19 protein-coding genes are annotated in these 24,920 nt (G+C 45.1%); 4 read left to right on the forward strand and 15 right to left on the reverse strand.

The genetic code is table 11. The features are described 5' to 3' along the window. Positions 1-363: 363 nt before the first annotated feature. Complete coding sequence (locus tag J2T20_RS01550) at positions 364-2,400, reverse strand: methyl-accepting chemotaxis protein (RefSeq protein WP_307584898.1); 2,037 nt, start codon at positions 2,398-2,400, stop codon at positions 364-366. Positions 2,401-2,744: 344 nt separating this feature from the next. Next, positions 2,745-3,767 carry a glycoside hydrolase family 130 protein gene (locus J2T20_RS01555; RefSeq protein ID WP_307584900.1) on the reverse strand — a complete coding sequence of 341 codons (1,023 nt, stop codon included), beginning with the start codon at positions 3,765-3,767 and terminating at the stop codon, positions 2,745-2,747. 448 nt (positions 3,768-4,215) lie between these two features. Between J2T20_RS01555 and J2T20_RS01560 the strand changes: the two genes are divergently transcribed. The 3 genes from J2T20_RS01560 to J2T20_RS01570 are packed head-to-tail and all read left to right on the forward strand — an operon-like array spanning position 4,216 to position 7,575. Continuing rightward, positions 4,216-5,193: a glycoside hydrolase family 113 gene (locus tag J2T20_RS01560; RefSeq protein ID WP_307584902.1), complete on the forward strand. Its 978-nt coding sequence runs from the start codon at positions 4,216-4,218 to the stop codon at positions 5,191-5,193. Next, a complete protein-coding gene (locus J2T20_RS01565; protein ID WP_307584904.1) occupies positions 5,186-6,397 on the forward strand; it encodes an AGE family epimerase/isomerase in 1,212 nt (403 codons plus the stop codon). The genes J2T20_RS01560 and J2T20_RS01565 overlap by 8 nt, the downstream gene beginning before the upstream one ends. A 2-nt stretch (positions 6,398-6,399) precedes the next feature. Next, positions 6,400-7,575, forward strand: coding sequence for a glycoside hydrolase family 130 protein (locus J2T20_RS01570; RefSeq protein WP_307584905.1), 1,176 nt, complete (start codon positions 6,400-6,402; stop codon positions 7,573-7,575). 96 nt (positions 7,576-7,671) lie between these two features. Here the strand turns inward: J2T20_RS01570 and J2T20_RS01575 are convergent, their stop codons facing one another. The 11 genes from J2T20_RS01575 to alaS form a co-directional block, all read right to left on the reverse strand. After that, positions 7,672-9,498 (reverse strand): APC family permease, encoded by a 1,827-nt coding sequence (locus tag J2T20_RS01575; RefSeq protein ID WP_307584908.1) that lies wholly within the window; start codon positions 9,496-9,498, stop codon positions 7,672-7,674. A 75-nt stretch (positions 9,499-9,573) separates the two neighbouring features. Beyond that, positions 9,574-10,638, reverse strand: a complete 1,065-nt coding sequence (locus J2T20_RS01580; RefSeq protein WP_307584910.1) for a LacI family DNA-binding transcriptional regulator — start codon at positions 10,636-10,638, stop codon at positions 9,574-9,576. A gap of 207 nt (positions 10,639-10,845) precedes the next feature. Beyond that, positions 10,846-13,098 (reverse strand): methyl-accepting chemotaxis protein, encoded by a 2,253-nt coding sequence (locus J2T20_RS01585; protein WP_307584911.1) that lies wholly within the window; start codon positions 13,096-13,098, stop codon positions 10,846-10,848. Between the two features lie 196 nt (positions 13,099-13,294). Further along, positions 13,295-14,632: a peptidase U32 family protein gene (locus J2T20_RS01590; protein WP_307584912.1), complete on the reverse strand. Its 1,338-nt coding sequence runs from the start codon at positions 14,630-14,632 to the stop codon at positions 13,295-13,297. A gap of 37 nt (positions 14,633-14,669) precedes the next feature. After that, positions 14,670-15,602 carry a peptidase U32 family protein gene (locus J2T20_RS01595; protein ID WP_307584914.1) on the reverse strand — a complete coding sequence of 311 codons (933 nt, stop codon included), beginning with the start codon at positions 15,600-15,602 and terminating at the stop codon, positions 14,670-14,672. Between the two features lie 55 nt (positions 15,603-15,657). Further along, a complete protein-coding gene (gene mltG, locus J2T20_RS01600) occupies positions 15,658-16,707 on the reverse strand; it encodes an endolytic transglycosylase MltG (protein WP_307584915.1) in 1,050 nt (349 codons plus the stop codon). A gap of 172 nt (positions 16,708-16,879) precedes the next feature. Further along, complete coding sequence (locus tag J2T20_RS01605) at positions 16,880-17,185, reverse strand: DUF1292 domain-containing protein (protein ID WP_307584917.1); 306 nt, start codon at positions 17,183-17,185, stop codon at positions 16,880-16,882. After that, a complete protein-coding gene (locus J2T20_RS01610; protein WP_036648760.1) occupies positions 17,178-17,486 on the reverse strand; it encodes a DUF1292 domain-containing protein in 309 nt (102 codons plus the stop codon). Before J2T20_RS01610 ends, J2T20_RS01605 begins: the two co-directional genes overlap by 8 nt. Before the next feature lie 13 nt (positions 17,487-17,499). Next, positions 17,500-17,916 (reverse strand): Holliday junction resolvase RuvX, encoded by a 417-nt coding sequence (ruvX, locus tag J2T20_RS01615; RefSeq protein WP_307585101.1) that lies wholly within the window; start codon positions 17,914-17,916, stop codon positions 17,500-17,502. Then, positions 17,916-18,191 carry an IreB family regulatory phosphoprotein gene (locus J2T20_RS01620; RefSeq protein ID WP_036648763.1) on the reverse strand — a complete coding sequence of 92 codons (276 nt, stop codon included), beginning with the start codon at positions 18,189-18,191 and terminating at the stop codon, positions 17,916-17,918. Before J2T20_RS01620 ends, ruvX begins: the two co-directional genes overlap by 1 nt. A gap of 216 nt (positions 18,192-18,407) precedes the next feature. After that, positions 18,408-21,038, reverse strand: a complete 2,631-nt coding sequence (gene alaS / locus J2T20_RS01625) for an alanine--tRNA ligase (protein ID WP_307584919.1) — start codon at positions 21,036-21,038, stop codon at positions 18,408-18,410. 503 nt (positions 21,039-21,541) lie between these two features. On the opposite strand from alaS, the gene J2T20_RS01630 reads away from it, so the two are divergent. After that, complete coding sequence (locus J2T20_RS01630; RefSeq protein WP_307584921.1) at positions 21,542-23,350, forward strand: LTA synthase family protein; 1,809 nt, start codon at positions 21,542-21,544, stop codon at positions 23,348-23,350. 558 nt (positions 23,351-23,908) lie between these two features. Here J2T20_RS01630 and J2T20_RS01635 read toward each other — a convergent pair. Together J2T20_RS01635 and J2T20_RS01640 are read right to left on the reverse strand one after the other, a co-directional pair. Beyond that, positions 23,909-24,310: an IS110 family transposase gene (locus tag J2T20_RS01635; protein WP_307584923.1), complete on the reverse strand. Its 402-nt coding sequence runs from the start codon at positions 24,308-24,310 to the stop codon at positions 23,909-23,911. Beyond that, the gene (locus J2T20_RS01640; protein ID WP_307584925.1) at positions 24,288-24,815 is read right to left on the reverse strand and encodes an IS110 family transposase; all 528 of its coding nucleotides are present in this window, start codon (positions 24,813-24,815) and stop codon (positions 24,288-24,290) included. The genes J2T20_RS01635 and J2T20_RS01640 overlap by 23 nt, the downstream gene beginning before the upstream one ends. Between the last annotated feature and the right edge of the window lie 105 nt (positions 24,816-24,920).

Consider the following 24,920-nt stretch of genomic DNA (forward strand, 5'->3'; position numbering starts at 1 on the left):
GTCAGTTCCGCAATGATTTGCTCCTTCGCCTACAAAAATACGAACAATAACAGCGCTAGGGATTAATATCGAAAAGTATATAAGCTGAAGAAAAGAAAATAACAAAAGCGAAAAGTAACGGGGAGGGAAATTTGGAACTGTAGGAGCGAGAGCGACCGCCCGTAAGCTTTCCGTAGGAAAGCTCGCTCGAAAGCATAAGCTGTATCCGGATTTAACCGTCGCTAAAAAGCGGATAAAATCAAAGAACTTAAATAGCCAGTCTCCAATAACCCAGAGACTGGCTAGTTTTTAGCTTTTACAGCTTTGAAGTGCAAAAGTCTGTCTAATTCTTGAAAAATATCTACTTTTGAGACAGCTTAACTATTATACACTGAATCTGGATAGTCTTTCCTTTAACTTCACGGAAGCATTCTTAAGACTGGCGGAAAGTTCAACGAGATGGTCGCTCACATTTTGTTGTTCACCGCTAAGAGAGGCCACTTCCTGTGATGCCGCAGAAGATTGTTCAGCCACCGAGCTCACATTCTCCATGGCTTCAGACATCACGCTTTGCGAATGACTGAGACCGTTGATTGATGTTGTCACCGATTCCAACCGGTCAATGAAGTGATCCATCTGCCCTTTTACAGTTATAAAGATGTCACTGGTATTCTTAACAGAGGATACCTGTTCCTCAAAGAGCGGAGCAACATGGGACAGGGCCGTTACCGTCTCATTCATATCTGTCATTATTTTGTCGGTAATTTCAGCCACTACAGCTATAGAACGCTTGGACTGTTCTGCCAGTCCGCGGATCTCTCCCGCAACAACCATGAACCCTCTTCCGGACTCACCTGCGCGTGCGGCTTCAATCGTTGCATTCAGAGATAATACATTCGTCTGCTGTGCAATGTTCTCCATAACTTCAAGAACTTTGATAACAGAAAATGCAGTCTCCTTCAGTTCATTCACCTTCGTGACCAGATCATGGGTCATTTCACCGGTAAGCGTTGTTTTATTCAACAATTCACCCATCTGAGTGACGCCTTCTTGGCTGAATTCTCCAACACTGCGTGCTGCTTGATCCATTTCGCGATTTGCAGCTATTACCGTATCCATTTGCTCTGAGATTCGGCTTGCCAGCTCATTGCCACGGTCCGCTTCCAGCGCCAAACTGCCTGCTCCGCCAGCAATTTCCTCTGTAGCAGATGCAATGTCACTCGCTGCAACGGCTGTTTTACGGGAAGCACCGCTGAGCTCATCTGCAGTTGCCAATATTTCCAGGGCTGCTTCATTAGTATGATTAACCAATTCAGTAATACGTTCCATCATCGTGTTGAAAGACTCCGAAAGCTGTCCGATTTCATCACGCGAGGTTACCTTTGTCCGAACGCTTAGATTTCCCTCTGAACCTTCAAACATTAACTCCTTCAAGTTGGACAACGGACGTGAAACCATTCTCATCATCCATAAGCCCACCAAAATAGCGATAACCGCTGCGCCGGCCACAACCAAATACGTGGTTTGCAGTATTCGCCCTGCATCCTTAACGAGGTTGCCTGCCGGAACAACACCAAGCACTTTCCATTTAGAATCAACTACTGTACCATAAACCGCCAGAATGGATTCTCCATTCTCATCTATAGTAGGTAAAGACCCTGCTGCGGAGGTTACTCCTTTGAAAAGGGTACCTCCAAGACTTAAATATGAGTCGGCTCCCTCTGCCAAAGAAGACGCGATCACTTGATCCTGAGCCGTCATTAGTTGTATGTAGGAGCCTTCACCAAGATCTACTCCAGTCAGCTGATTCCCCATTACACTACTCTTAATATCGCAAACTACAATGAAACCACCATTATTGCCATCGTTTGTTATCGATTTCGCTAAATGCAATACACCCGGGGACTTGGGAGTCTGTGCTTCCGCTATCCATAAGCTTGTTGGCTCTTTCTGAAGTTGTTTAAACCAAGCGCTAGATTTGGCAGCTTTCTGAAACGAATCATTAATTGTTCCAGCAGCTGCTACAGGCAGGGTCTCATTTAGAGGAAAGAGATACACGGCCTGTACATCCTTGTTATTCGAAAGCCAATTTGTAAGCTCTGTGAGTGTACTGCCGCTATCCGTATTTGCCTGTTTAACTGCATCCTTGATTTGCTGATTATAGAACATCTGCTGTAAGTTATCTTCGAAGCGCAGTAATACAACATCCAATTTATTCGCTGTCTGGACTATGGTCTGCTCACTTGATTTTAATGCATTGTCCTCGATGGTTTGCTTGGCTACAGAATAAGAAGTATAACCTAACGATAATACCAACACCATTGTCGCGATGAAAAAAATAAGAAAAAGCCGTACCCCTACAGATCTTGAGGGATGCAGCCGGAAAAGGATGCCTCCCTTTCGCGCTTTTGATGCATTCAACTAAATCACCCGCCATATCTACGTTTATCCTGAAGTTATCCTCACTACGTTGGTTAAAAAGTCTGCATAAACTAGACCCCAAGATATGGAAGATGTTCATGACCGTACTCATAATAAACTATTCGCACTTCCGAAGCTGTGATTTTATTGTTATGAGAAAATTAGGAGAACGAAGTCGAATGTTATCGCTTACCCCTCTGATTCATAGTGCTTTATGCCTAAGTCACATTTAAAGATCAATCATTAAAAAAGCATAAACGAAGAAAACTCTCCGCTTAGGATTAGTTTTCTGTTTATGCTTTTGTTATTTAATATAGGTATATTTTCCTACTTAATTCTAAAAATTAGATTTTCCCAATCTCGGCATCGTCTCCAACTTCTTCATGGGTATCGATCACATAATTGACGATTTCTTGAACAGTAGTGTAAGCAACACCAACATAAGTATCAGCCGCACCGTAGTAGATAGCAATTTTACCAGATTCAGCATCATGCAGTGTAGCACAAGGGAAGATAACGTTATTTACAAATCCTCTTTCCTCGTACCACTCTTCAGGAGTTAGCACAAAGTTTTTGGAGCGGTATTTCACTTTGGAAGGCTCATCGAGATCCAGAATGACCGCACCCATGCTGTACACGAGCCCGTTGCATGTTCCAGTTACACCGTGATAGAACATCAACCAGCCTTCAGAAGTTTCGATTGGAGCCGGACCGCCCCCGATTTTTGTGCTTTGCCACCAACCTTGACCGCCTTTGGTCATTACATGCCGATGCTTGCCCCAGTATACGAAATCAGGGCTTTCACTAAGGAATACGTCCCCGAATGGAGTGTGACCGCTATCACTTGGACGGGACAGCATAACGAAGTTGCCGTTTATTTTCTTAGGGAATAGCACACCATTTCGGTTAAACGGTAAGAACGGATTCTCCAGGCTGGTAAAGGATTTAAAGTCTTGCGTTTTGGCAATACCAATGGCAGCTCCGTAGAAATCCGTACACCAGATTATATAAAAGGTGTCCTCTACCTTTACTAGTCGCGGATCATAGGCATAACGCGGTTGATAGGGGTTCCCCGCTTCATCTATAAATTGAATAGGCTCATCATCAATTTTCCATTCAAGTCCATCCACACTATGTCCCATGCGCAGATGCGGGCGGGTAGTATTGTCTTCGACACGAAATACACCAACAAAGCTACCTTCATGAGCGGCTACCGCACTGTTAAATATGCGAGCAACCCCCTTAGCCGGATTTCTCTTGATAACCGGGTTATCACTGTGTCTCCATAGCGGGTTAACATGTCCTTCAGGCTTCTCCTGCCAAGGAACGTTAGGTAGATTATTACCAATCAACTGAACTTCTTTCATAGTAAGGTAAGACTCCCTTCAATTTTTAAGTTAAGGATGTATCTATAAACACTCTAGTCAAAAAAACTAACAAATACAATAACTTTTATATCACCATCCTCAGTTTAGTTATATTAAAAACGATAATTAACAGCTGGGAATTTACAATAATACCGCTTACACGCCTATTATAATCCCATTTATTATTGAATACGATGGTTTTTATCGTTTTTTCTAGTCTTTTATTGTTATTTTTGTTTTATAATATGTATATGTTATTATTAAAAATCTCCACCAATCTTCACACTTAAATGCATTTCCCTCTTGAAATCAACGTCAAAAAAGTATATAACTGAATTGAAATGTTATTGTTAAATAATTAGTTAGTAATAACAAAATAACAAAATTAAAAAAAGCTCCTTGAACATCTCAGGTTTCACATTCACTTACAGAACAATGGGAGGTTGTCATGCTACTGAATAATGAGTATATCGGAGGCGTAACTTGGGGATTCGTGGGTAGACGGGGAACTTGGATGAACGATGAGGCTGAACAGTCCATGGAATTAATGCCTTTAACTACCGGAGCCAACTGGACGGCTATCGCCTTCAGCGCTCTACAGGCCACTCCCCAATCCACAGAAATACCTTACTGGGACAAACCAACCGTAACGGATGAAGAGGTACATTGGGCGATATCCAAAGCCAAGTCATTGAACCTGAAGGTATGTCTAAAGCCGATTGTGAATTGTGCCGATGGAACCTGGCGGGCGCATATCAATTTTTTTGAAAAGGATGTTCCTTGCGAGCCTAAATGGTCTCAATGGTTCAGCTCATACAGTAACTTTATCCTCCATTATGCCGCAATGGCTGAAGAAACCGGCTGCGAGATGTTTTGTGTAGGCTGCGAGCTTGTTCAGTCGGATCGCCGTGACCAAGAATGGCGCACTTTGATCGCTGAGGTCCGCAAGGTCTACACCGGAATCCTAACTTATAATTGCGACAAATATCAGGAGGATAATGTAACCTGGTGGGATGCTCTTGATGTGATTTCCTCCAGCGGATATTACCCCGAACATGACTGGGAAGCACAGCTTAACCGGATTGAAGAGGTTGTAAAGTCTCATGATAAGCCGTTTTTCTTCATGGAAGCAGGATGTCCAAGCCGAACGGGGAGTGCTGCAATCCCTAATGATTGGTCACTTCCGGGAGAACCCAGTCAACAGGAGCAAAGCCGTTTTTACCAGGCCATGTTCACTCATTGCAAGTCTAGAAAATGGGTTCAAGGCTTTATGTTATGGGATTGGCCGGCCCGTCTATACCCTGTAGAAGAAGGACCCCTGAACGATGATTACTGTATGTATGGCAAAGAGGCAGCGGGTATCATCAAAGAATATTACACCGAACAAATTTTATTTTATAAGGATGTGAATGAGAAGAATGAGTAACAAACCGGTGGAATGGTTGTCGCAACTGGAACACGAACTCAAAGAGAATATTCTTAGCTTCTGGATCCAACATTCCGTAGACGAGAAAAATGGCGGTTTCCTGGGTGAAATCGACTCAAAGATGAACGTTATTGCCAATGCCCGGAAAAGTCTAGTGCTGAACGCCCGGATTCTTTGGACATTTGCGAGCGCTTACCGAGTCTATGGTCAGCCTGAATATTTAACGATGGCAGACCGTGCCTATGCATATTTGCAAAGCTTTTTCACGGACAAGGAGTATGACGGACTTTATTGGATGGTTGATGCTGAAGGCCAGCCTTCAGAGGACAAAAAGCAGGTATATGGGCAAGCCTTTGTTATCTATGCTTTAGCCGAATATTACCGAGCAACTCCATCCCCAGAGGTATTGGAGAAGGCCATTGAGCTGTTTCACATGCTTGAGAAATACAGTTATGATTCCCGCAATAAAGGGTATATCGAAGCTTTGTCCCGTGAATGGCAAATGACAGACAACTTAACCTTAAGCAGTAAGGATATGAATGAGAAGAAATCGATGAACACACATCTGCATGTATTGGAAGCCTATACGGGGCTATATAGAATCTGGAAATCGGAGCTTCTGCATCATAAACTATCCGAACTAATTGAGATCATGCTGGATCATATTATCGATCAGGAGGGGAAACACTTCCATCTATTCCTTGATGAGGAATGGAACGTTAAGTCTGACCGGATTTCCTACGGTCATGACATTGAAGGCAGCTGGCTGCTCGTAGAAGCTGCGGAGGTTTTGGGTGATCAAGCCATTCTACAACGTGTAAAAGCCGTAGCCGTTTCCATGGCCGAAGCCGTTCTTGCCGAGGGTATCGCTGAAGATCATGGGATTTGGAATGAAGCCGATCCTAGCGGTCTTGTAAGCAAGGATAAAGACTGGTGGCCGCAGGCCGAAGCTGTGGTTGGCTTCTACAATGCTTACCAACTAACAGGGGATACAAAGTTTGAAGATGCAGCTTTTGGAACCTGGACTTTTATTGACAAATACATCGTAGATCATGAACAGGGTGAATGGCACTGGGGTGTGGATGAGAACCTCCAACCTCTTGCTTATGAGCCTAAAGTAAGTGCTTGGAAATGTCCTTATCATAACAGCAGAGCCTGCTTCGAAATGATCGAACGACTCAAATTAATCACAAAGGAGCACTAATCATGAATTCATTATTCGAGGAACGCAAACAACAATTAACAGCACGTTATGAGGAAGTGATCGGTCGCCGCAACGAGAGGCTTCCTTACGGAAACGGCATCTATGATCGCTATCGCTACCCTCTACTCACTGCTGAGCATGCTCCGTTGATCTGGCGTTATGACTTTAATCCGGAGACTAACCCCTATTTCGCTGAAAGAATTGGAGTCAACGGAATATTTAATCCCGGTGCTATCGAATTAGACGGGAAATTTTACATTGTAGCCCGCGCTGAGGGTGTTGACCGCAAATCATTTTTTGCTGTAGCTGAAAGTGACAGCGGCGTGGATGGATTCCGCTTCTGGGATCACCCGGTCGTAATGCCGGAGACCGAAGATCCTGATGTAAATGTCTATGATATGAGACTTGTAAAACATGCAGACGGCTGGATCTATGGACTATTCTGCACAGAGCGCAAAGATCCGGATGCACCGCACGGCGATCTCTCCAGTGCTGTTGCCCAGTGCGGAATCGCACGGACGAAGGATCTGAAATCTTGGGAACGGTTGGCTGATCTGAAGACTGGCTCTGCCCAGCAACGCAACGTTGTACTGCACCCGGAATTCGTTGATGGTAAATACGCATTCTATACCCGTCCACAGGACGGCTTCATCGATGCTGGTTCCGGCGGCGGTATTGGCTGGGGATTGTCTGAAACCATTGTGAATGCAGTAATCACAGAAGAGACTATTATGGATCAACGCTACTACCACACCATTAAAGAAGTGAAGAACGGGCAAGGACCTGCTCCAATCAAAACCTCACGCGGCTGGCTGCATATCGCTCACGGCGTGCGGAATACGGCTGCTGGGCTGAGATATGTGCTCTACGCTTTCCTGTCTGATTTGAATGAGCCTAACAAAGTGACACATGCTCCAGGGGGGCACTTCATCGCTCCAGAGGGTGAAGAACGTGTAGGAGATGTATCCAACGTGGTATTCTGTAATGGGGTAATCGCACGGGATAATGGTGAAATCTATATCTATTACGCTTCCTCAGACACACGTATTCATGTAGCCACTACTACTGTGGACCAGATGTTGGATTATGTAATGAATACACCTGAAGACCCTCTCCGTTCATACGCCTCAGTTCAGCAGCGGATAAGCTTGATCGATCGCAACCTTGAGCTGAAATAGGTTATACAAAAGGCGTTTACCACCAGCTGTGAATCATACTGGTGGTAAACGCCTTTTTGTGCTGCAGTCTCTTGTAGATAAGGTTTGTTCCCAAATTTATTTCTTTAAATGGTACGGCACTGTAGTAATAATCACATCTCTGCGCCGCAGTAAATGAGCACGAATGAACAGGCTGGTTTGATTGTGAAGGATATTGTGCCAACCTTTCTTGGGAATAAACTGCGGGATTATAACCGTTACCTGATAATTCGATTCACTTGCCTTACGTTGGACGGTATCAATAAATTTAGTCAAGGGTTGAAGAATGCTTCTATATGGTGAATGCAGAGTTACCAATCTTACTCCAGGCTGCCACTTTTTCCATTTGGCTTCAAATATAGCTTCATCCTCTCTTTCGAAGGGAACATAGACGGCAATAATCTGATGGGCCGACAGTGATTTGGCATAGTTTAAAGAGTAATCTACTACATGCGTGATACCTGCTACTGGAACAATAATTACGTTCCCTTCTATGGGGACAGACGGCTCGCAAGTGGTTATTCTTAATTGGTCAGCCACCGCATCATAATGCTTTCTAATTCGAAAAAACAGCCATAAAATAAGGGGAATAAAAATTAAGACAGGCCAGACCTGTAAGAACTTGGTTAAGAAGAACATGACGGTGACAATAAAGCTAATCAAAGCTCCAGTCGAGTTAATCAAGAACTTGGGCAGCCAGCCTTTAGGTTTTTGGCGAATCCATTTCAACATCATCCCCGTTTGCGAAAGCGTAAATGGGATAAACACCCCCACTGCATAGAGAGGGATTAGATGCTCGGTCTGCCCTTTAAAAGCTAAAATCAAAAGAATAGACAACAAACCCAGAATAATGATCCCGTTGGAATACCCCAGCCGATCTCCGCGCACCGTAAACATTCTAGGGATGTACTTATCCTTGGCGAGATTAACCGCAAGTAAAGGGAAAGCTGAATAACCCGTGTTAGCGGCCAGGATCAAGATCAAGGCTGTTGTCCCCTGAATGAAGTAATACATAAAGTTCCGTCCAAATATCTGCTCTGAAATTTCGGAGACGACAGTAACATTTTCCTGAGGACTAATTCCGTAATAATACGCTAAAAATACGATGCCCGTAAATAACAAAGCAAGCAGCGTCCCCATTGCAACCAACGTTTTTGCCGCATTATTAGGAGCAGATGATTTAAAGTTGGGAATTGCGTTCGATATGGCTTCTACACCTGTTAGTGCGGAGCTTCCTGAGGCGAATGCCCTAAGAAGAAGGAATAAGCTGATTCCGGCCACTGGGGTTCCGATAGGAGCATGTAATTCAGGTGGAACATTACCCATAATGATATCAAAAATACCTACACCAATTAGAATAAACAAAGCTAAAACGAATAAATAAACCGGGTAAGCTAATATGGATGCAGACTCCGTTACACCTCTTAAATTCAAGGTGGTAATGAAGATTACAAAAAAGACGGCAATGATAACATTATACGAATGCAAGCTTGGAAAAGCCGATGTAATGGCATCCGAGCCAGCAGACACACTTACTGCCACAGTTAAAATATAGTCAACCAGCAGTGAACCGCCAGCGATTAAACCCGGGTATAAACCCAAATTTTCCTTAGAGACAACATAAGCCCCTCCGCCGTGAGGATAGGCAAAAATAATTTGCCTGTATGATAAAATCAGCGCTACTAATAAAACTAATACTCCAATCGCGATCGGCATGGAGTACCAGAATGCTGCGGCACTAACTGTAATTAATACAATTAATATTTGTTCTGGTCCATAGGCCACAGAAGATAAGGCATCTGAAGAAAGAATGGCAAGCGCCTTTGTCTTATTAAGCTTTTGCTCGCCCAACTCTGTTGACTTTAACGGTCTCCCGATCAAAAATTTCTTTAGAGAAGAATACATCTCATTCACCGCCGCATTTTTATCTTATATTACCCTGTAAATAAGATATTAATCTGCTTCCGGGAAGCAGACCTTCTAACGCTTGGGCTCAACGACAGAATCACGGTGAACGATATCGGCGGTAATCAAGATTTTTTCCAGCGGTGCAGTCGAATTTTGGATGCGGGCCAAAAGCTTCTCAACCGCTGCCCTCCCCATAGCTTCCTTAGGTACATGCACTGTAGTTAGCGGGGGGATTCCCCGTGATGCATCTTCAATATTATCGAAGCCGGTAACAGATATATCCTCTGGAACTTGTATGCCATCTTCTCTAAGTGCATCACTTACGGTAAGAGCAATAAAATCATTAGCACACAAAATCGCTGTTGGAAGTGATTGGTCCTTCTTCCTTTTAGCTACCCAGCTCTTAAAGTCTTCCTTGAACGTTCCGTCATCCATTCCTTCAAGAAATAACATCGAGTCATCCTCTAAGGGAGACTTCAATTCATTCTCCTCAAGCGCACTGCGGAATCCGATCCAGCGGTCCCTAAAGCTGCGCGAATAGCGGATATTCCCGATAAAATGGATAAGAGTATGACCTATACCCATCAGATGATTTGTTAACCTGGTCATAGAATCCACATTATTAGCAAATACAGTATCGCTTGGAATCAACGGGTCTTCATGATCAATCAGTACCATCGGCAGACCAATTCGGTGAACCTCCAGCAGTAAGGAGGTAGAAATTTGTCCAACGCCAACTAACCCTAGAATGCCACTCGGGTTGAGAATGTTAATAAAATTATCAGCACGGTGCTCGGATACGATTACCATACCCAAACCTTCACTGTCGAGTGCTAATGCAATGCCGTCCACAATCTTTCCCCAATAGAGGGAGTCCTGTGTCTGTGAACGAATGTTAGGCATCAGCACAAGCACGGACTGTTTATTACGATCACTATTCGGCTGGGAAGGCGTTCGTTTAATTCCTTGCACATAAGCATTCTTTTGTGTAAAGTAGCCCAACTGTGAGGCCGCCTGTATAACCCTCTCTCTTGTTGTTTCGTTAACTCCTTCTTTCCCTGAAAGGGATTTGGAGACCACGAACTTGGACACCCCTAAATGATCGGCTATTTTCTGCATCGTAATTTTCTTGGCCATAATTAAGAACCCCCATATGTATATGCTAACTTTTTAGGATAATATAACAAATACCTAACAAAAAACATTATACGTGTATCGATGCTATTACACAACAATAAGAAAGCGGCCATACACAAGGAGATGTTAATTCATTGATACATAGAGAAACCGCTGCTTCACGAGGGAAGCAGCGGTCTCTTGGGACGATCTTATAATTTATTCGATCTACTCGATGGTGAACAATGACAACTTTTCTTTCAACTGGCTTGATGCACTTTCCAATTTTCCTGAGAGCGTCACAAGATGAACACTTACGTTCTGCTGCTCGCTGCTCAGTGAAGCCACCTCTTGAGAAGTTGCAGAAGATTCCTCAGCTACTGCACTTACATTGCCCATAGCCTCAGATAATACGCCCTGAGAGTGATTCAAGCTGTTAATTGAGTCAGTAACCGACTCCAGGCTTGTAATGAAATCGTTCATCTGCCCTTGAACCGATACAAAGATATCACTTGTACTCTTAACAGAGCTCATTTGTTCCTTGAAGAGCGGAGCCACTTCAGAGAGTACAGAGACCGTTTCGTTCATTTCAGCCATAATCTTATCGGTAATACCGGCAACCAGAGCGATGGATTGCTTCGACTGGTCCGCAAGCTGTCGAACTTCTCCTGCAACGACCATAAAGCCTCGACCTGCTTCACCTGCACGTGCTGCTTCAATAGTTGCATTCAGCGACAAGATATTCGTCTGTTGCGTGATGTTCTTCATAACATCCAGGACCTTGATTACAGAGAATACAGTCTCTTTCAAGTTATTAACTCTTTCTACCAGAGCACCTGTCATTTCACCGGTACGACTTGTTTGTTCCAGCAAGCCCTTAAGTTGCTTTGCTCCCTGCTCACTAGCCTCTCCAACGCCACGAGCCGCTGCATCCATCTCTTGGTTAGCAGAGACGACTGTTACCATCTGCGATGAAATCAACTCGGTTAGATCGCTGCCCCGTTCTGCCTCTAAGGCTAGACTTCCGGCACCTCCGGCAATTTCCTCAGTAGCTGCTGCAATTTCCTTTGCAGACACTGCTGTCTTACGTGAAGCCTCTCCCAGCTCGCCTGCCGTCTCCAATACTTCACGGGCGGTTTCCGTTGTCTGAGCTACCAAATCCGTAATACGTTCCATCATGACATTAAAGGACGCGGATAACTGACCGATTTCATCATGAGAAACATATTCTGTACGAACACTTAGGTCTCCCTTTGCACCCTCAACCATTAAGTCCTTCAAACGAGCTAAAGGACGGGCAATCATACGAACCATCCATATTCCCAGCAGTACCGCCAGCAGAGCTGCCGCACCTGCCGCTAAATACGTTGTTACCAGGATAGGTTTGGCTGCCTTAACAAGTTCACCCGTCGGAACTACGCCGGACAGCTTCCAATCGGCCATTACCATTGGATTAAATACAGCCAGTAAGTCCTTCCCGTCAGAACTGGTGGTTTCCTGGCTGTTATTCTCAGTTTTGCTCTCTTTAATAAATCCAAATTCCGATGGCTTTCCGTCATCTTCCTTTGCACTGGAGGCAACCACGGTTCCATCCGCAGTAACAAGCTGAATTCGGGAGCCTTCACCCAATTTAACACTATTAAAGGCATCTTCAAGCATTTTGTTTTTCAATTCAAACAAGATTACATAACCTGTGCTGTCTCCTAGAACTTTGAGGGATCGTACCATGGCGATATTAGTTCCGCCTTTTCCCTCGACTGCTGCAGAGAACCAATAATTCGGTGTACCTTTGCTTTCCTCAGTATAATAAGGCTTGTAATCCTTGGTATTGGCTACCACCTTCTTAAACCAATCCTGATCTCTTACGCCATCCAGTGAAAGACCTGAACTACCACTTGTAACGATATCAAAGTCTGCGCTTTCCGGAATAAACGATACACTGACAAAATTAGAATCCGAGGTTGTCTGGCTCGATAGCTTCTTGCTGATGCTATTTGTTGCTACAAAACTCTCGTAGTAAGTTTTCGCATTTGTCATCGCTGACAGATCACTTTGAATCTGAGGATCAAAAAACAGCTGAATGGACAGGTTTTCATATTGCTTCAGTATAATATCAAGCTTTTCGGATGTTTGTATAACGGTCTGGCGGTTAGCCTCTGACACATTATCCTTAATCGTATTTTTCGCTTTAGTATAGGACAATAACCCCAGTGCTAGCACCACTACAACTATACTGGATAAAAAAATCAAAAATAGCTTTACTCCTACAGACTTAATAGGATTGACCTTTTTTACCTGCTTTGCTGAACCGTGCAGCGCCCCTTTAAAGCTGAATCCAGAGGGAATCCTTTTGTTGCCTTGAGTAGTCTTATCGCTATCTGTCTCTGTTTTCTGTGTAATCAACGACTTCCCCTTAATTCCCACTCTCATCCTTCTTTCTTTCCGCTTTTCCTTCTTACTCTCCTGTTGTGGAGTCCCCATTAATATTCACCTACCAGTTGGATTATAAGCTATATGTAAGCGTAATCTATGTATTATATATCGGAAGACCTAGAGTTTCATATTAGAATTTTTATGTTTTTGTGATTTATTTTTATATTTCTCTCTCTTTTTCGCCCTTTTCTTGGAAAAAAAGCGGGACCATCCTTCAACAAGGAATAGCCCCACTTTAAATGTTTTATTTAATAATCTTTTTCTTTCGCATCATATCAAAGTAAGCTACAGGCTGATCCACTTTCATGCGAACAGCCTGCAACGGATGACGTGCAGCATCAAGAGAATTACCGTCTGTATCCCATAATTCTCCTACTGTTTGTTTGAAGAAGGTGTTGTCCGGGCCAAAAAACTCCACTTCTTGCCCTGGCTTGAAGTGATTCCGTTGTTGTATCATGGCAGTTCCTGTCTCGGCGTCATATTCAATCACCAATCCGGCAAAATCATAAGGGGCAGCCTTTTCCTCCGGCTCATAAATATGATCCTCATGGTCGGGTGTATCATAGAAAAAGCCTGTGTTAAGCGGACGGTTAGCCGCTTTATTAAGTTCCTCGAGCCATTCAGGATTTAGCACATAATGCTCGGGATCTGCCATATAAGCATCGATAGCCTTACGGTAGGCGTTAACCACTGTAGCCACGTAATGAATAGACTTCATTCGTCCTTCAATCTTGAAGCTGTCAATCCCTGCCTCAATCAGATCCGGAATACTCTCCAGCATGCATAGGTCTTTGGAGCCCATGGAGAATGGATTGTCCTCCGATTGATGCAGAGGAAGCTGTGTTACTCCAGGCTGCAAGAGTTCAGGCGATACCTGATTCCCCGCCTCTTCCTCGGAAACCCAGGTACCTTCCGGACGGTCATCCTGGAATAAATCATATTTCCAGCGGCAGGATTGGCAGCAACCTCCGCGATTGGAATCCCGGTCTGTGAAATGGTTCGATAGAACACAGCGTCCGGAGTAAGACGAGCACATCGCTCCGTGGATGAAAGTCTCGATTTCGATGTCGACATGATTTTTAATCTCCGCAATCTCTTCAAGACTGGTCTCCCGTCCCAATACAACCCGCGGGAGTCCTTCTTCCTTCCAGAAGGATACAGCTTGCCAGTTCAGTGTTGACTGTTGGGTACTCAGATGAACTTCCAGTCCGGGTACCAGGCGGCGAGCAGTATCCACGATGGCCGGATCTGCCACGATAATCGCTGAAATCCCTACTTCATATAAATTACGCAGGTATTCTTCAATACCGGCGATATCCTCATTGTGAGCATAAATGTTGGCAGCCACAAACACCTTGGCACCATATTTCTTCGCAAATTCTACACCTTCGCGCATTTCTTCGAAGCTGAAATTATCCGCTCCTGAACGCAGGCCATATTTCTGTCCCCCGATATATACTGCATCCGCACCATAATGCACGGCGAATTTCAATTTTTCCAAATTGCCTGCCGGAGCAAGGAGCTCCGGTTTGTCCAGGCGGTAACGTTTGCCTTTATGCTGCGGCTTTGCCATGGTTTCCATTCCTTTTCTCCCCTCGTTGTTAATCTTTATAATACTCTTAGAATACTTGCTCTTTATAGAAAAATCCGAAGGACAGCTCCCGTTCCGGGTCCTGCAGATGTTTGACCGGGTTCATCCAATCCTCACGAAAAGCATAAGCAGCAGGATTAGCTACATACAAATCAATGGCGTGGCGATAAGCTTTGACAACCGCTACATTGTAGGCAATGGGCTTGAGTAAGCCTTCGATCTTCAAGCTGTCCACACCAGCCCCCATCAGTACATGCAGATCCTCCAATATACAAATATCGTTTGAACTCATAATATGTGTTCCGTTCTCATCCTCATAGATCGGGAACTTCTCATTCTGACGTTCGGACTCAATCAGGAACAGACCGCGGTCCTTACCCAGACTTCCGCCGTCACTTGGTCGACCTTGATGAGACATATAGCTCTCGACCAGCTTGCGTTTGGAGTGATAAATGTTGGTCATGCCATGGACCTGAACCTGTGCCTCCACTTCCAGAAGCGGCACCATCTCCGTCATTTCGTCCATATTCAACTCACGGGCGAGGACAACTCGGGACGCTCCCTTGCTACCCCAATAATTAGCTGTAGCATAATTAGTAGAGGTCATCTCCGCATTCCAGTGCAAATTCAAACCTGGGGCTTCCTTTTTCACAGTCATCAGCACAGCTGGATCTCCGAACTCAATGCCATCCACTCCGAGTTCGGCAATAGCTTTGACATAGGCCGGAAGCTCGGCCAGTAGACGGTTAGGCATCAGACCGCCTAAACCGACATATATTTTGCAGCCTCGTGCATGAGCCATTGCTACAACCGTAGCCGTGTCTTCCAAAGAAAAATGTCCGGCCAGTCTCATGCCGAAGCGGTCATCTCCGATCAGCAAAGCATCTGCCCCGGCATCCAGCAGCGCAGCCGCTTCTTCCAAGGAAGCTGCCGTCACCAGTAGCTCCGGTTTCTTATTCATGGTTTATCCTCCTATGGCGCATCCTATTTCCTACGCCACTCTTTATTTTAATCGTTTATTTAGCAGATTTATTGCTTTTTTGAATATTGGCTAAATGTTCCTTGTACGTCTTGGCGAACAAATGAGCTTGACTGCCATCTTTTTTCGTCACATAAAAGAAATATTCCGAAGCTTCAGGCGAAAGGGCTGCCTCGATCGCGGCAAGTCCAGGATTACAAATAGGGCCCGGTGGCAGTCCCACATTCCGGTAAGTATTATAAGGGCTGTCTACTTCAAGATCCTTATTCAGAAGCCTTTCCTTTTGTTTGTCCAATAAATATTGAACGGTTGCATCGATCTCCAGCTTTTGTCCTTTATCAAGCCGGTTATAGATTACTCCCGCGACAAGTGGACGTTCGCTGTCTACCACGACCTCCCGCTCCACAAGCGAAGCTACCGTTAAAAGCTCATGCAAAGACAATCCGCGCTCCTTCAGCTTTTGCTGCCAGTTCGGGATGGTATCCAGTTTCTTTTTGAATTGCGTAAGCATCGCTTCCACCACTTCTTGTACGGTGCTGTCTTTAACGATTTCATAGGTCTCGGGAAATAAATAACCTTCCAACCTATGACGAATCCCTTTATCGCTGGGAATGCCAAGAATATCAGTTTCTTTAAGTTCTGTACCCGAGTTCACTAAATCCAGAAAAACAGCTGAATCTATCTTCCACGCATCTTCAAGCTTGTCCACAACCTGCTCCGCGGTATATCCTTCAGGTATTGTAAAAGTAATCATTTCTTTCTTAACTACATCTCCCGCATTTAAGCGTGTTATGAGATTATCATAGGTATCGCCAGGTTTTGCAGTGTAGGTCCCCGCCTTAAACTGAGAGCCTTCTTTCGTCCATTTCAAATATCCCTTAAAAAAAAGACTTTTACGAATAATTCCATTTTTCTCTAGAAGATCAGCAATTTGCGAGCTTCCCATACCTTTTTCAATCGTAAATGTTACGGCCGGTCCCGCAGTACTTACTGGCTGCATCCCGTTCCAAATATACCATGCTCCGCCTCCAGCTGCTGCTACAAGCAGCAGAATCAAGATTAGCACAGTGCGGATTGCGGATTTCAAGGTTTCTCCTCACTTTCCGAGTATAAATATAAAATTGTATTGTCTTAAATTCAACATTTATTTTTTACGAGTTTCTTTTCAAGTACGAAAAAACATGAAATTGAAGCAAAAAGAGCGCGGAATACTCCGCCCTCCTTTTGCAATCTGTACATAAAAGCTATTAGACATGAGTTTACTCAAGATTCTCGCCTGGAAAAGTCATCTCATCATACAGCTCTGAAATATCTTCCCATTCTTCATCGTCGACAATGCTCTCAAGTTCTGGCAACCCATCAGGGGAGACAACAATTCGCAATATCTCATGTTCCCCTGCTCCAGGACTTCCTAACACTGCATAACCACGACCTTCGATCTCGAACTCGGCAATAATATCATAAACGGAAGATTTGCCTTGCTCGTCCTCCAGTTCTACTGCTTCTCCATATGCTTCTTTAAGCTTCGATGTCCATACCGCTTTGTCGGCGGAAAAATCAGTCATTCTCCGCTCCTCCATCCAGTTCGTCGACAAGTGTATTGAAAGTCTCTTCGACAATCGCCCACTCCTCGTCATCCTCGATCATGAACAGCTGAAGATCGTCTCCCTCTTCCTCATAACGGAACGCATACACCTCATCGGTTTCTTCGTCCTCGGAATCAAGCGGAACAACCATCATGTATTTGGAATCCGAACCATCTACCTCGAATTTCATGATGACTTCAAATTCCTCTTCATTACCCTCTTCATCGGGAATATAAATAATTTCCGGTTCTTCGTCTTGGCCAATTTGCTCGTTTGTCATTATGTTGCACCCCTCACCTTTTACTGTTAGCATCCAAAAAATTTTGCAAAATCAGGGCTGCGGCCATTTTGTCCACAATCCCTTTGCGCTTCTTCCGGCTGACGTCCCCTTCAATCAGCACCCGCTCGGCGGATACTGTCGTCAGACGCTCATCCCAAAGGTGTACGGGCAATTCCAATTGCTCCCGCAGTTTGTCGGCGAATTCAATGCAAATTTCACCGCGGGGTCCTACTGTACCATTCATATTCTTCGGGAGGCCAACAATTACCTCACCTATTTCGTACTCCTTAACCAGTTGACGAATTCGTTCGAACTCATTTCCGTTACCACGGCGTTCAATGGTCTCCAAAGCTTGTGCAGTCCATCCAAAAATATCGCTTGTGGCTACACCGATTCTGCGGTCACCGTAATCTAATCCCAGCTTTTTCATCATTGGGTGTCGTCCACCCGATTATTAGCGAGATAGAAGCGAACCAGTTCTTCGATCAACTCATCACGTTCTTTCCTCCGGACCAAACTTCTGGCGTTGTTATGGCGCGGAATATAGGCCGGATCTCCAGAAATCAGATACCCTACGATCTGGTTGATTGGATTATAATCTTTCTCCACCAGCGCGTCGTGTACAGACAGTAGTATTTCCCGGGGAGAGGCTTCCTTTTCGTCGCCCTTCACATTAAATTTAACCGTTTTGTCCATGGAGTCCATTTGTGACACCTTCCTTCTGCAAAATCATCCCCAAGGATAGCTTCGCAAAGTTGCTACTATACAGCTTTCTTACTGTCCCATCATAACATATTCACGGCCTATCAGTGAAATCCTGCCAAGGTAATAACACTTTTTTTGGCAATTTGTCTACAAAAAACGCGAGAATTCGGTTATTTGAGCCAAACATTCGTTATATCTTACAAATGTTGGGGCTGCTTAGACTTGTGCAGCTATAAGTTCTTCAGCCTTACGCAGTGCATCTTCCAGCTTGGAGGCATCCTTACCGCCAGCTTGCGCCATGTCAGGGCGTCCGCCGCCGCCGCCGCCGCATACCGCTGCAATTTCCTTAACCAGTTTGCCTGCGTGAAAGCCCTTCTTTACCAAATCCTGCGGTACAGCTACAACAAAGTTCACCTTGTCATCCATGACTGCGCCCAGCACAAGGACTGCATCAGGAAGCTTAGATTTCAATTCATCTGCGGTAGAACGGAGAGCATCAATGTTTCCGGCCTGAACAGATACGGCTAGCAGTTGTATACCATTGCCCACACTTCTTACCTGACTTGTAAGCTCAACTGCGAAGGTTGCGCTTAGTTTGGATTGCAGAGATTCATTCTCCCGTGAAATCTCACGTACTTGAGCGTGCAATGCCTCAATACGTTTTGGAACATCAATCAAAGACGATTTAAGCAGGCCTGCCGATTGTTTCAGTAAATCAAGCTGGCTTTCTGTATGCTGGTACGCATATCTTCCGGTTACGGCCTCAATCCGACGAACACCGGAGCCGATGCCGCTCTCGCCAAGTAGCTTAAATACTCCGATTTGTGAAGTATTGGAGACATGGCATCCACCGCATAATTCCAGACTGTAATCACCAACCTGAACCACACGAACGACATTTCCGTATTTCTCACCAAAGAGTGCCATTGCGCCCATTGCTTTGGCTTCATCAATTAATTTATTCTCAATCACTACATCAAGTCCACGCCAGATTTGTTCATTGACGCGGTGTTCAATTTCAGTTAATTCCTCCGGGGTAATTGCACCGAAATGGGAGAAGTCAAACCGCAAACGTGCTCCCTCAACAAGGGACCCCGCCTGATTCACATGCCCGCCTAGAACTTCCTTCAGTGCTTTATGCAGCAGGTGAGTTGCTGTATGATTCTTCACGATATCCTCACGCTGTGCGCGGTTTACCTCTGCGCGAACCGTATCGCCTACCATTAACTCCCCGGCTTCTACTGTCACAAAATGTACATGTTGTCCGTGAGGAGCCTTGAATAGTCCGTGTACCTTCGCGGTTACGGAACCGCCGGTGAGAATACCTGTGTCGCTAACTTGTCCGCCGCTTTCTGCGTAGAACGGTGTGGCTTCCAGAATGATTTGGCACTCTTTACCTTCGCCAACTCTGTCAGCAAGCTCGCCGTCTACAACAATTGCAGCGATTTTCGACTCTATTATGGTGTCATTATAACCAACAAATTCACTTTTAACCGTTAAATCTGACAAGGCTCCACCCTGAACTTTCATGCTGCCGCTGTCCTGACGAGCTGCTCTTGCACGGTCACGCTGTTCTTGCATTGCTGCATCAAAACCTGCACGATCAACAGTCAGTCCTTGCTCGGAAGCGAAGTCTTCCGTCAAGTCAAACGGGAAGCCATAGGTGTCATATAGTTTGAATGCATCTGCTCCCGCAATTGCACTAAGACCGTCAGCTTTTGCTTTGGCACTGATCTCGCCCAGGATTGCCAGTCCGTCTGAAAGCGTCTCATGGAAACGCTCTTCTTCTGTACGAATAATCTTTGCAATGTACTCCCGGTTGTCGACTACGGATGGATAATATACACCCATTACTTCTCCAACTGTCGCAGTCAGTTCATGCAGGAACGGGCGATCTAAGCCTAAAGTCTTCCCATAACGAACTGCACGGCGAAGCAAGCGGCGGATAATGTATCCACGACCTTCATTAGAAGGAAGTACTCCATCGCCAACTGCGAAGGTTACCGTACGAATATGGTCGGCAATAACCTTAAGTGCGATATCCTGCTCCAAACTTTCTTTATACTTCACACCGGCAAGCTGTGCCGTCTTTTGGATAATCGGTTGGAATAAATCGGTGTCAAAGTTGGAATCTACATCTTGCAGGATCGAAGCAAAACGTTCCAGACCTGCGCCTGTATCAATGTTTTTATTCGGAAGCGGTGTGTAGCTGCCGTCTTTATTGTGATTGAATTGCGAGAAGACAAGGTTCCAGACTTCCAAGAAACGCTCGTTCTCTCCGGCTGGATTCACTTCTGGGTCAGACAAATCACCATATGCATCACCGCGGTCATAGAAAATTTCTGAGCACGGACCGCATGGGCCTTCGCCGATATCCCAAAAATTATCTTTATCCAGCTTATAGATACGCTCTGCCGGCACGCCGATTTTTTCATTCCACAGCTTGAACGCTTCCTCGTCCTCATGATATACCGTAACTGATAAGCGTTCTGGATCGAAACCGATCCATTCTTTTCCCGTCAGGAATTCCCATGCCCACGTAATCGCTTCTTCCTTGAAGTAATCTCCAATGGAGAAGTTACCCAGCATTTCAAAAAAGGTGTGATGACGGCGTGTCTTGCCCACGTTCTCGATATCATTGGTACGAATACATTTCTGCGAGTTAGTCAGACGCGGATTCTCTGGAATCTCCCGACCATCAAAATACGCCTTCAGCGGCGCCATACCCGCGTTGATCCACAGCAGCGAGGGATCGTTATGGGGAACGAGTGAGGCACTAGGTTCAATTTTGTGACCTTTACTTTCAAAAAACTCAAGCCATTTGGAACGGATTTCACTTGCTTTCATAATATACAGCTCCCGTCTCATAGTTAATGCGGCACTTCTGCCGAAATACAAATTCAATAATAAAAAACAAAAAAACGCCCCTGAAATAGTTCAGGGACGATTATTATCGCGGTACCACCCTGGTTATCGCCTTGCCCGATTTGCTCGGACACTTGCAGACGATCGCCTTGTCGCGGCTGTTAACGGGAACCCCCCGGTGAGCTTGTCCTCACACTCCGAAATTAGCTTTCCGCCGTTTTGTCTTCAAGGTTCTCACAGCCATTACGGACAGACCGTAAAGGAACCTATTCTCTGATCAAGCCATACCTCGGCGTACTTCATTTCATCAACGCTTTTTTTGCTTTGTATTTTAACATTTCAAGTATAGCCAGTGCCCTTATTTCTGTCAATCACAGGCTGAAAGTACTCCTAACACCCTCCTCAGAAAAATCCACCGGTTTTTAATGTTACTTTAAGAAAAAAGGCGTATACTGTTCGTTTAGAAACGATAGGAGAGGATAAGGGTGCGTCATTTTTTACCTACTAAACGATTGGGATATCTGCTGCTTGCATTATTAATAAGCGGGTTTGTTTTAAACTTCATTTTACAGGCTGCCTCTTTTGATATGAATATTGTAAGAGTATTTAATTGGATTTCGGAGTTTTACTGGCTTTATTTGTTTGGCAGTCTGTTTTTCTTCTTCTTGCTGCTTGCAGTTGCAGCGCTTCTGCCTAATATGTATATGGGGCCAGTGGTTATTTTTATGGGGTGTGTTACTCTCGGTATTGTCGATTATAAAAAGTTGACCACAACTGGAGAACCATTGTTTCCCTGGGATTTGATGCTCCTCAAAAATGCCGGGGAAATGAGCAGTATTACCAAAGGTATGGTTTCGCCGCTAGCGATTATATTGGGCGTTCTCCTGCTTGCAGGCCTGATATGGCTTATGTTCAAACTCCCTAAGCTTACTATCCGGCTGCCACTGCGGTTTACTTATTTGCTCTTATCCCTTGCTATGGTCTGGGGATTTGGTCTAATGGTCGGCGGTCAACATACACTCGCTTCTGCCATCCGCTACCAGAATATTTATTGGAATCAGAAGGTGAACTATACTCAAAATGGATTTTTATTTGCTTTTACAGGGAATCTTAGACAGGACCTAATCGAGAAGCCGGAGCATTACAGCCGGGAGACCATCGTGCAAATTGCCAAAAAGTACAGTGCGTTGCCCGATGTCGCATCCTCTTCTACACCTGTGGAGCAGCCAAATATTGTATATATGATGGACGAAGCCTTCTTTGATGTGACACGTCTCTCTGCTTTTACATTTAGTGAGGATCCCTTGAAGTTTGTCCATTCGGAGGAAAAGTTAAGTCCATCAGGAGAATTGTTATCACCGGAATTCGGGGGGAATACCGCTAATATTGAATTTGAGGCGTTAACGGGGATGTCAATGTATTTCTTGAAGGACGGTTCAATTCCCTACCAGCAGAAAATTGTGAAAATGTCCTCGTTGCCTTCCATTGTCAGCATTCTCAAAGACAGGGGCTACAAGACGCTAGCGGTTCATCCTTTTGATGATACCTTCTACAACCGAAATCGGGTCTATCCGATTCTTGGGTTTGAACAGTTTACAAGCGAACAAGAGATGCAGAATGGTGGACGGATTACTCCAGATGGATACATCTCCGACATGTCTGCCGTTCAAGAAGCTGTGCAGGAACTGAAGGCATCTGACAAACCGACATTTCTACATCTAATTACAATGCAGAATCATTTCCCTTTCGTAAAAGGGATGAATGGGCCCAACACGATCACCGCCGAAGGTGTAAAGCCGGAACATAAAGACGAGCTTGAAACTTATGTTCAGGATACCAAGCTGACAGATGAGGCGCTCGCTTATCTAGATCAGGAGCTAAAGACCATTAAACGTCCAACCATTGTAGTATTCTGGGGGGATCACCTCCCCGCATTGTCTGCCGGAATCTACACACAGGCAGGCTGGGACAGTAATCCAAGAATGAAGCATGAAACAGAACTTCTGTACATCGCTAACTTTGATATCGGCAAGCAGCCTTTGGGCACACTTAGTCCTGCCTTTATCGGGCCGTCTGTTTTTAAGCTAACCGGACAGTCCTTGCCAACCTACTACAAGCTCCTGGAAAAAGTACAAGCGGAAATTCCGGGATTAAGCAAAAACGTGCTTGTGGGCTCCTCTGGCAGTGTCATAACCGACTTAACCGCTGCACAGCAGGAATTACTGAATGATTATAAGTTGGTACAGTACGACATGCTAGAAGGAGAAAATTACTCACAGAGCCTGCTTTTTTAAGCAAGGCTCTTTTTTTTATGAAGTAAGATCTATCTTCCATTCTATATATAAGATGAACTTAAGATATTAACTTAAGGCTCAAGCGTCACTAAAGTGAAGATTTGGACTTCCGGCCGCTGTTGTCGTAAGACTTCCTTTCGTTCCTTTTCGCTTTTTGTTATTTTCTCTTGCTCAACTTATTTAGAAGGAATTTTTCCTACTAATTTGGGATTGAACCCCCTATCGAGTTACTTAAAGGGAATATTTCCCTCTGCTATGAACGAATTTGTCAATTCCCCTGTCTGTCCCCCTTTTTACAAGGGTTTTTAAATCCTTCAGGTACAGAGACAAAATGCAAGTCGTCGGCTGGCACACTGCTATCCGTGGGTTGGCTACCACATGTTATGCCTACGTCGAAGGAGCTTCCGTGAACTAATTTCGCACGTCAGATCCACAGATCTTGTGCAAAAGGAAATCGCGGATTCTCCTCGAACCTTTCTTCTTTGTCTCCATGCCCCAAGGATTCAAGTCTTTTCTCATTATTCTAAAAGGTCTCACCGCTTGACCCTGCTAGCGTATTTATACCATACTTCTTTCCACGTTAACCGCTATAGACCAGATGAATCCCACTAACTCTCGCCCCACAGCTGCCATTGCCAGATTTCGGTGCTTCCCTCGTCTGACCAGCTTGAGATACTTGTGGTGCAACCGGTGCTGGGCTTTCCATGACGTTTCATGGACATGCGCATGCTGTCCTTCCAATCGTTTCTCCAGATCACCCTTGACTGCGGGGCGGTGGCGGTAACTCCATGCAGATTCAACGAGTGCCCGCCTCACTCTCGGATTCCCGGCTTTCGTCAACCTGCCCCGTTTCGTACTTGCACCCGACGAATATTCCCGAGGGACCAGACCGAGGTAGCTCATCAACTGCGCAGGCGAACGGAACCGCTCGAAATTTTCAATCTCCACCACTAATGTCATAGCGGTCAGTAGCGCAATCCCCCGCAGACCTTGCAACGCTTGAATCACGGGCGCATGAGTTACAGACCTTGGCCTGCTCCCGCATACCGGCTTCGAGCCGTTTGATTCGCTCTTCCACTTCCCGAAGCTGCTGGAGTGACTCGGTAAATACTAGTTGTTCCGCTGCTTGCTCAAACGTCAACTGTGCAAGCCACTGGCGATACACTTTAGTCCATCGTTTTTTCATGCCTTCAGGCTGACGAATCTGGTGCCGCAACAGAAAATGAATCAGCCGTTGCCGAGCCCTATGCAGTTCTTCTTTAGCATCTTCGCGCGATCGAATGAGGTCCCGCAAGGCTTCGGTTTCTCGGGTCGGCACATGAATGGCTGTCAATTCCCCGGCACGATGCAATTGGGCGAGTCGCTCAGCATCCCGCCGGTCAGGCTCTCGGCCCTCATCTGCAATGGCTACCGCAATTTTTTCTTTAGATACATCCAAACCTACGTATTTTATGGTATTCTTCATAGTAACAGCTCCTTTCGCATGTAGCTCTGAAATGGTTGTCCTTACTCCCATTTTAACCTACGGTGTGCGAACAGGGGCTGCTTTTCGTTCATCATAACTAAATGT

Source organism: Paenibacillus wynnii (assembly GCF_030812855.1).
Taxonomy (GTDB): Bacteria; Bacillota; Bacilli; order Paenibacillales; family Paenibacillaceae; genus Paenibacillus_AQ; species Paenibacillus_AQ wynnii_A.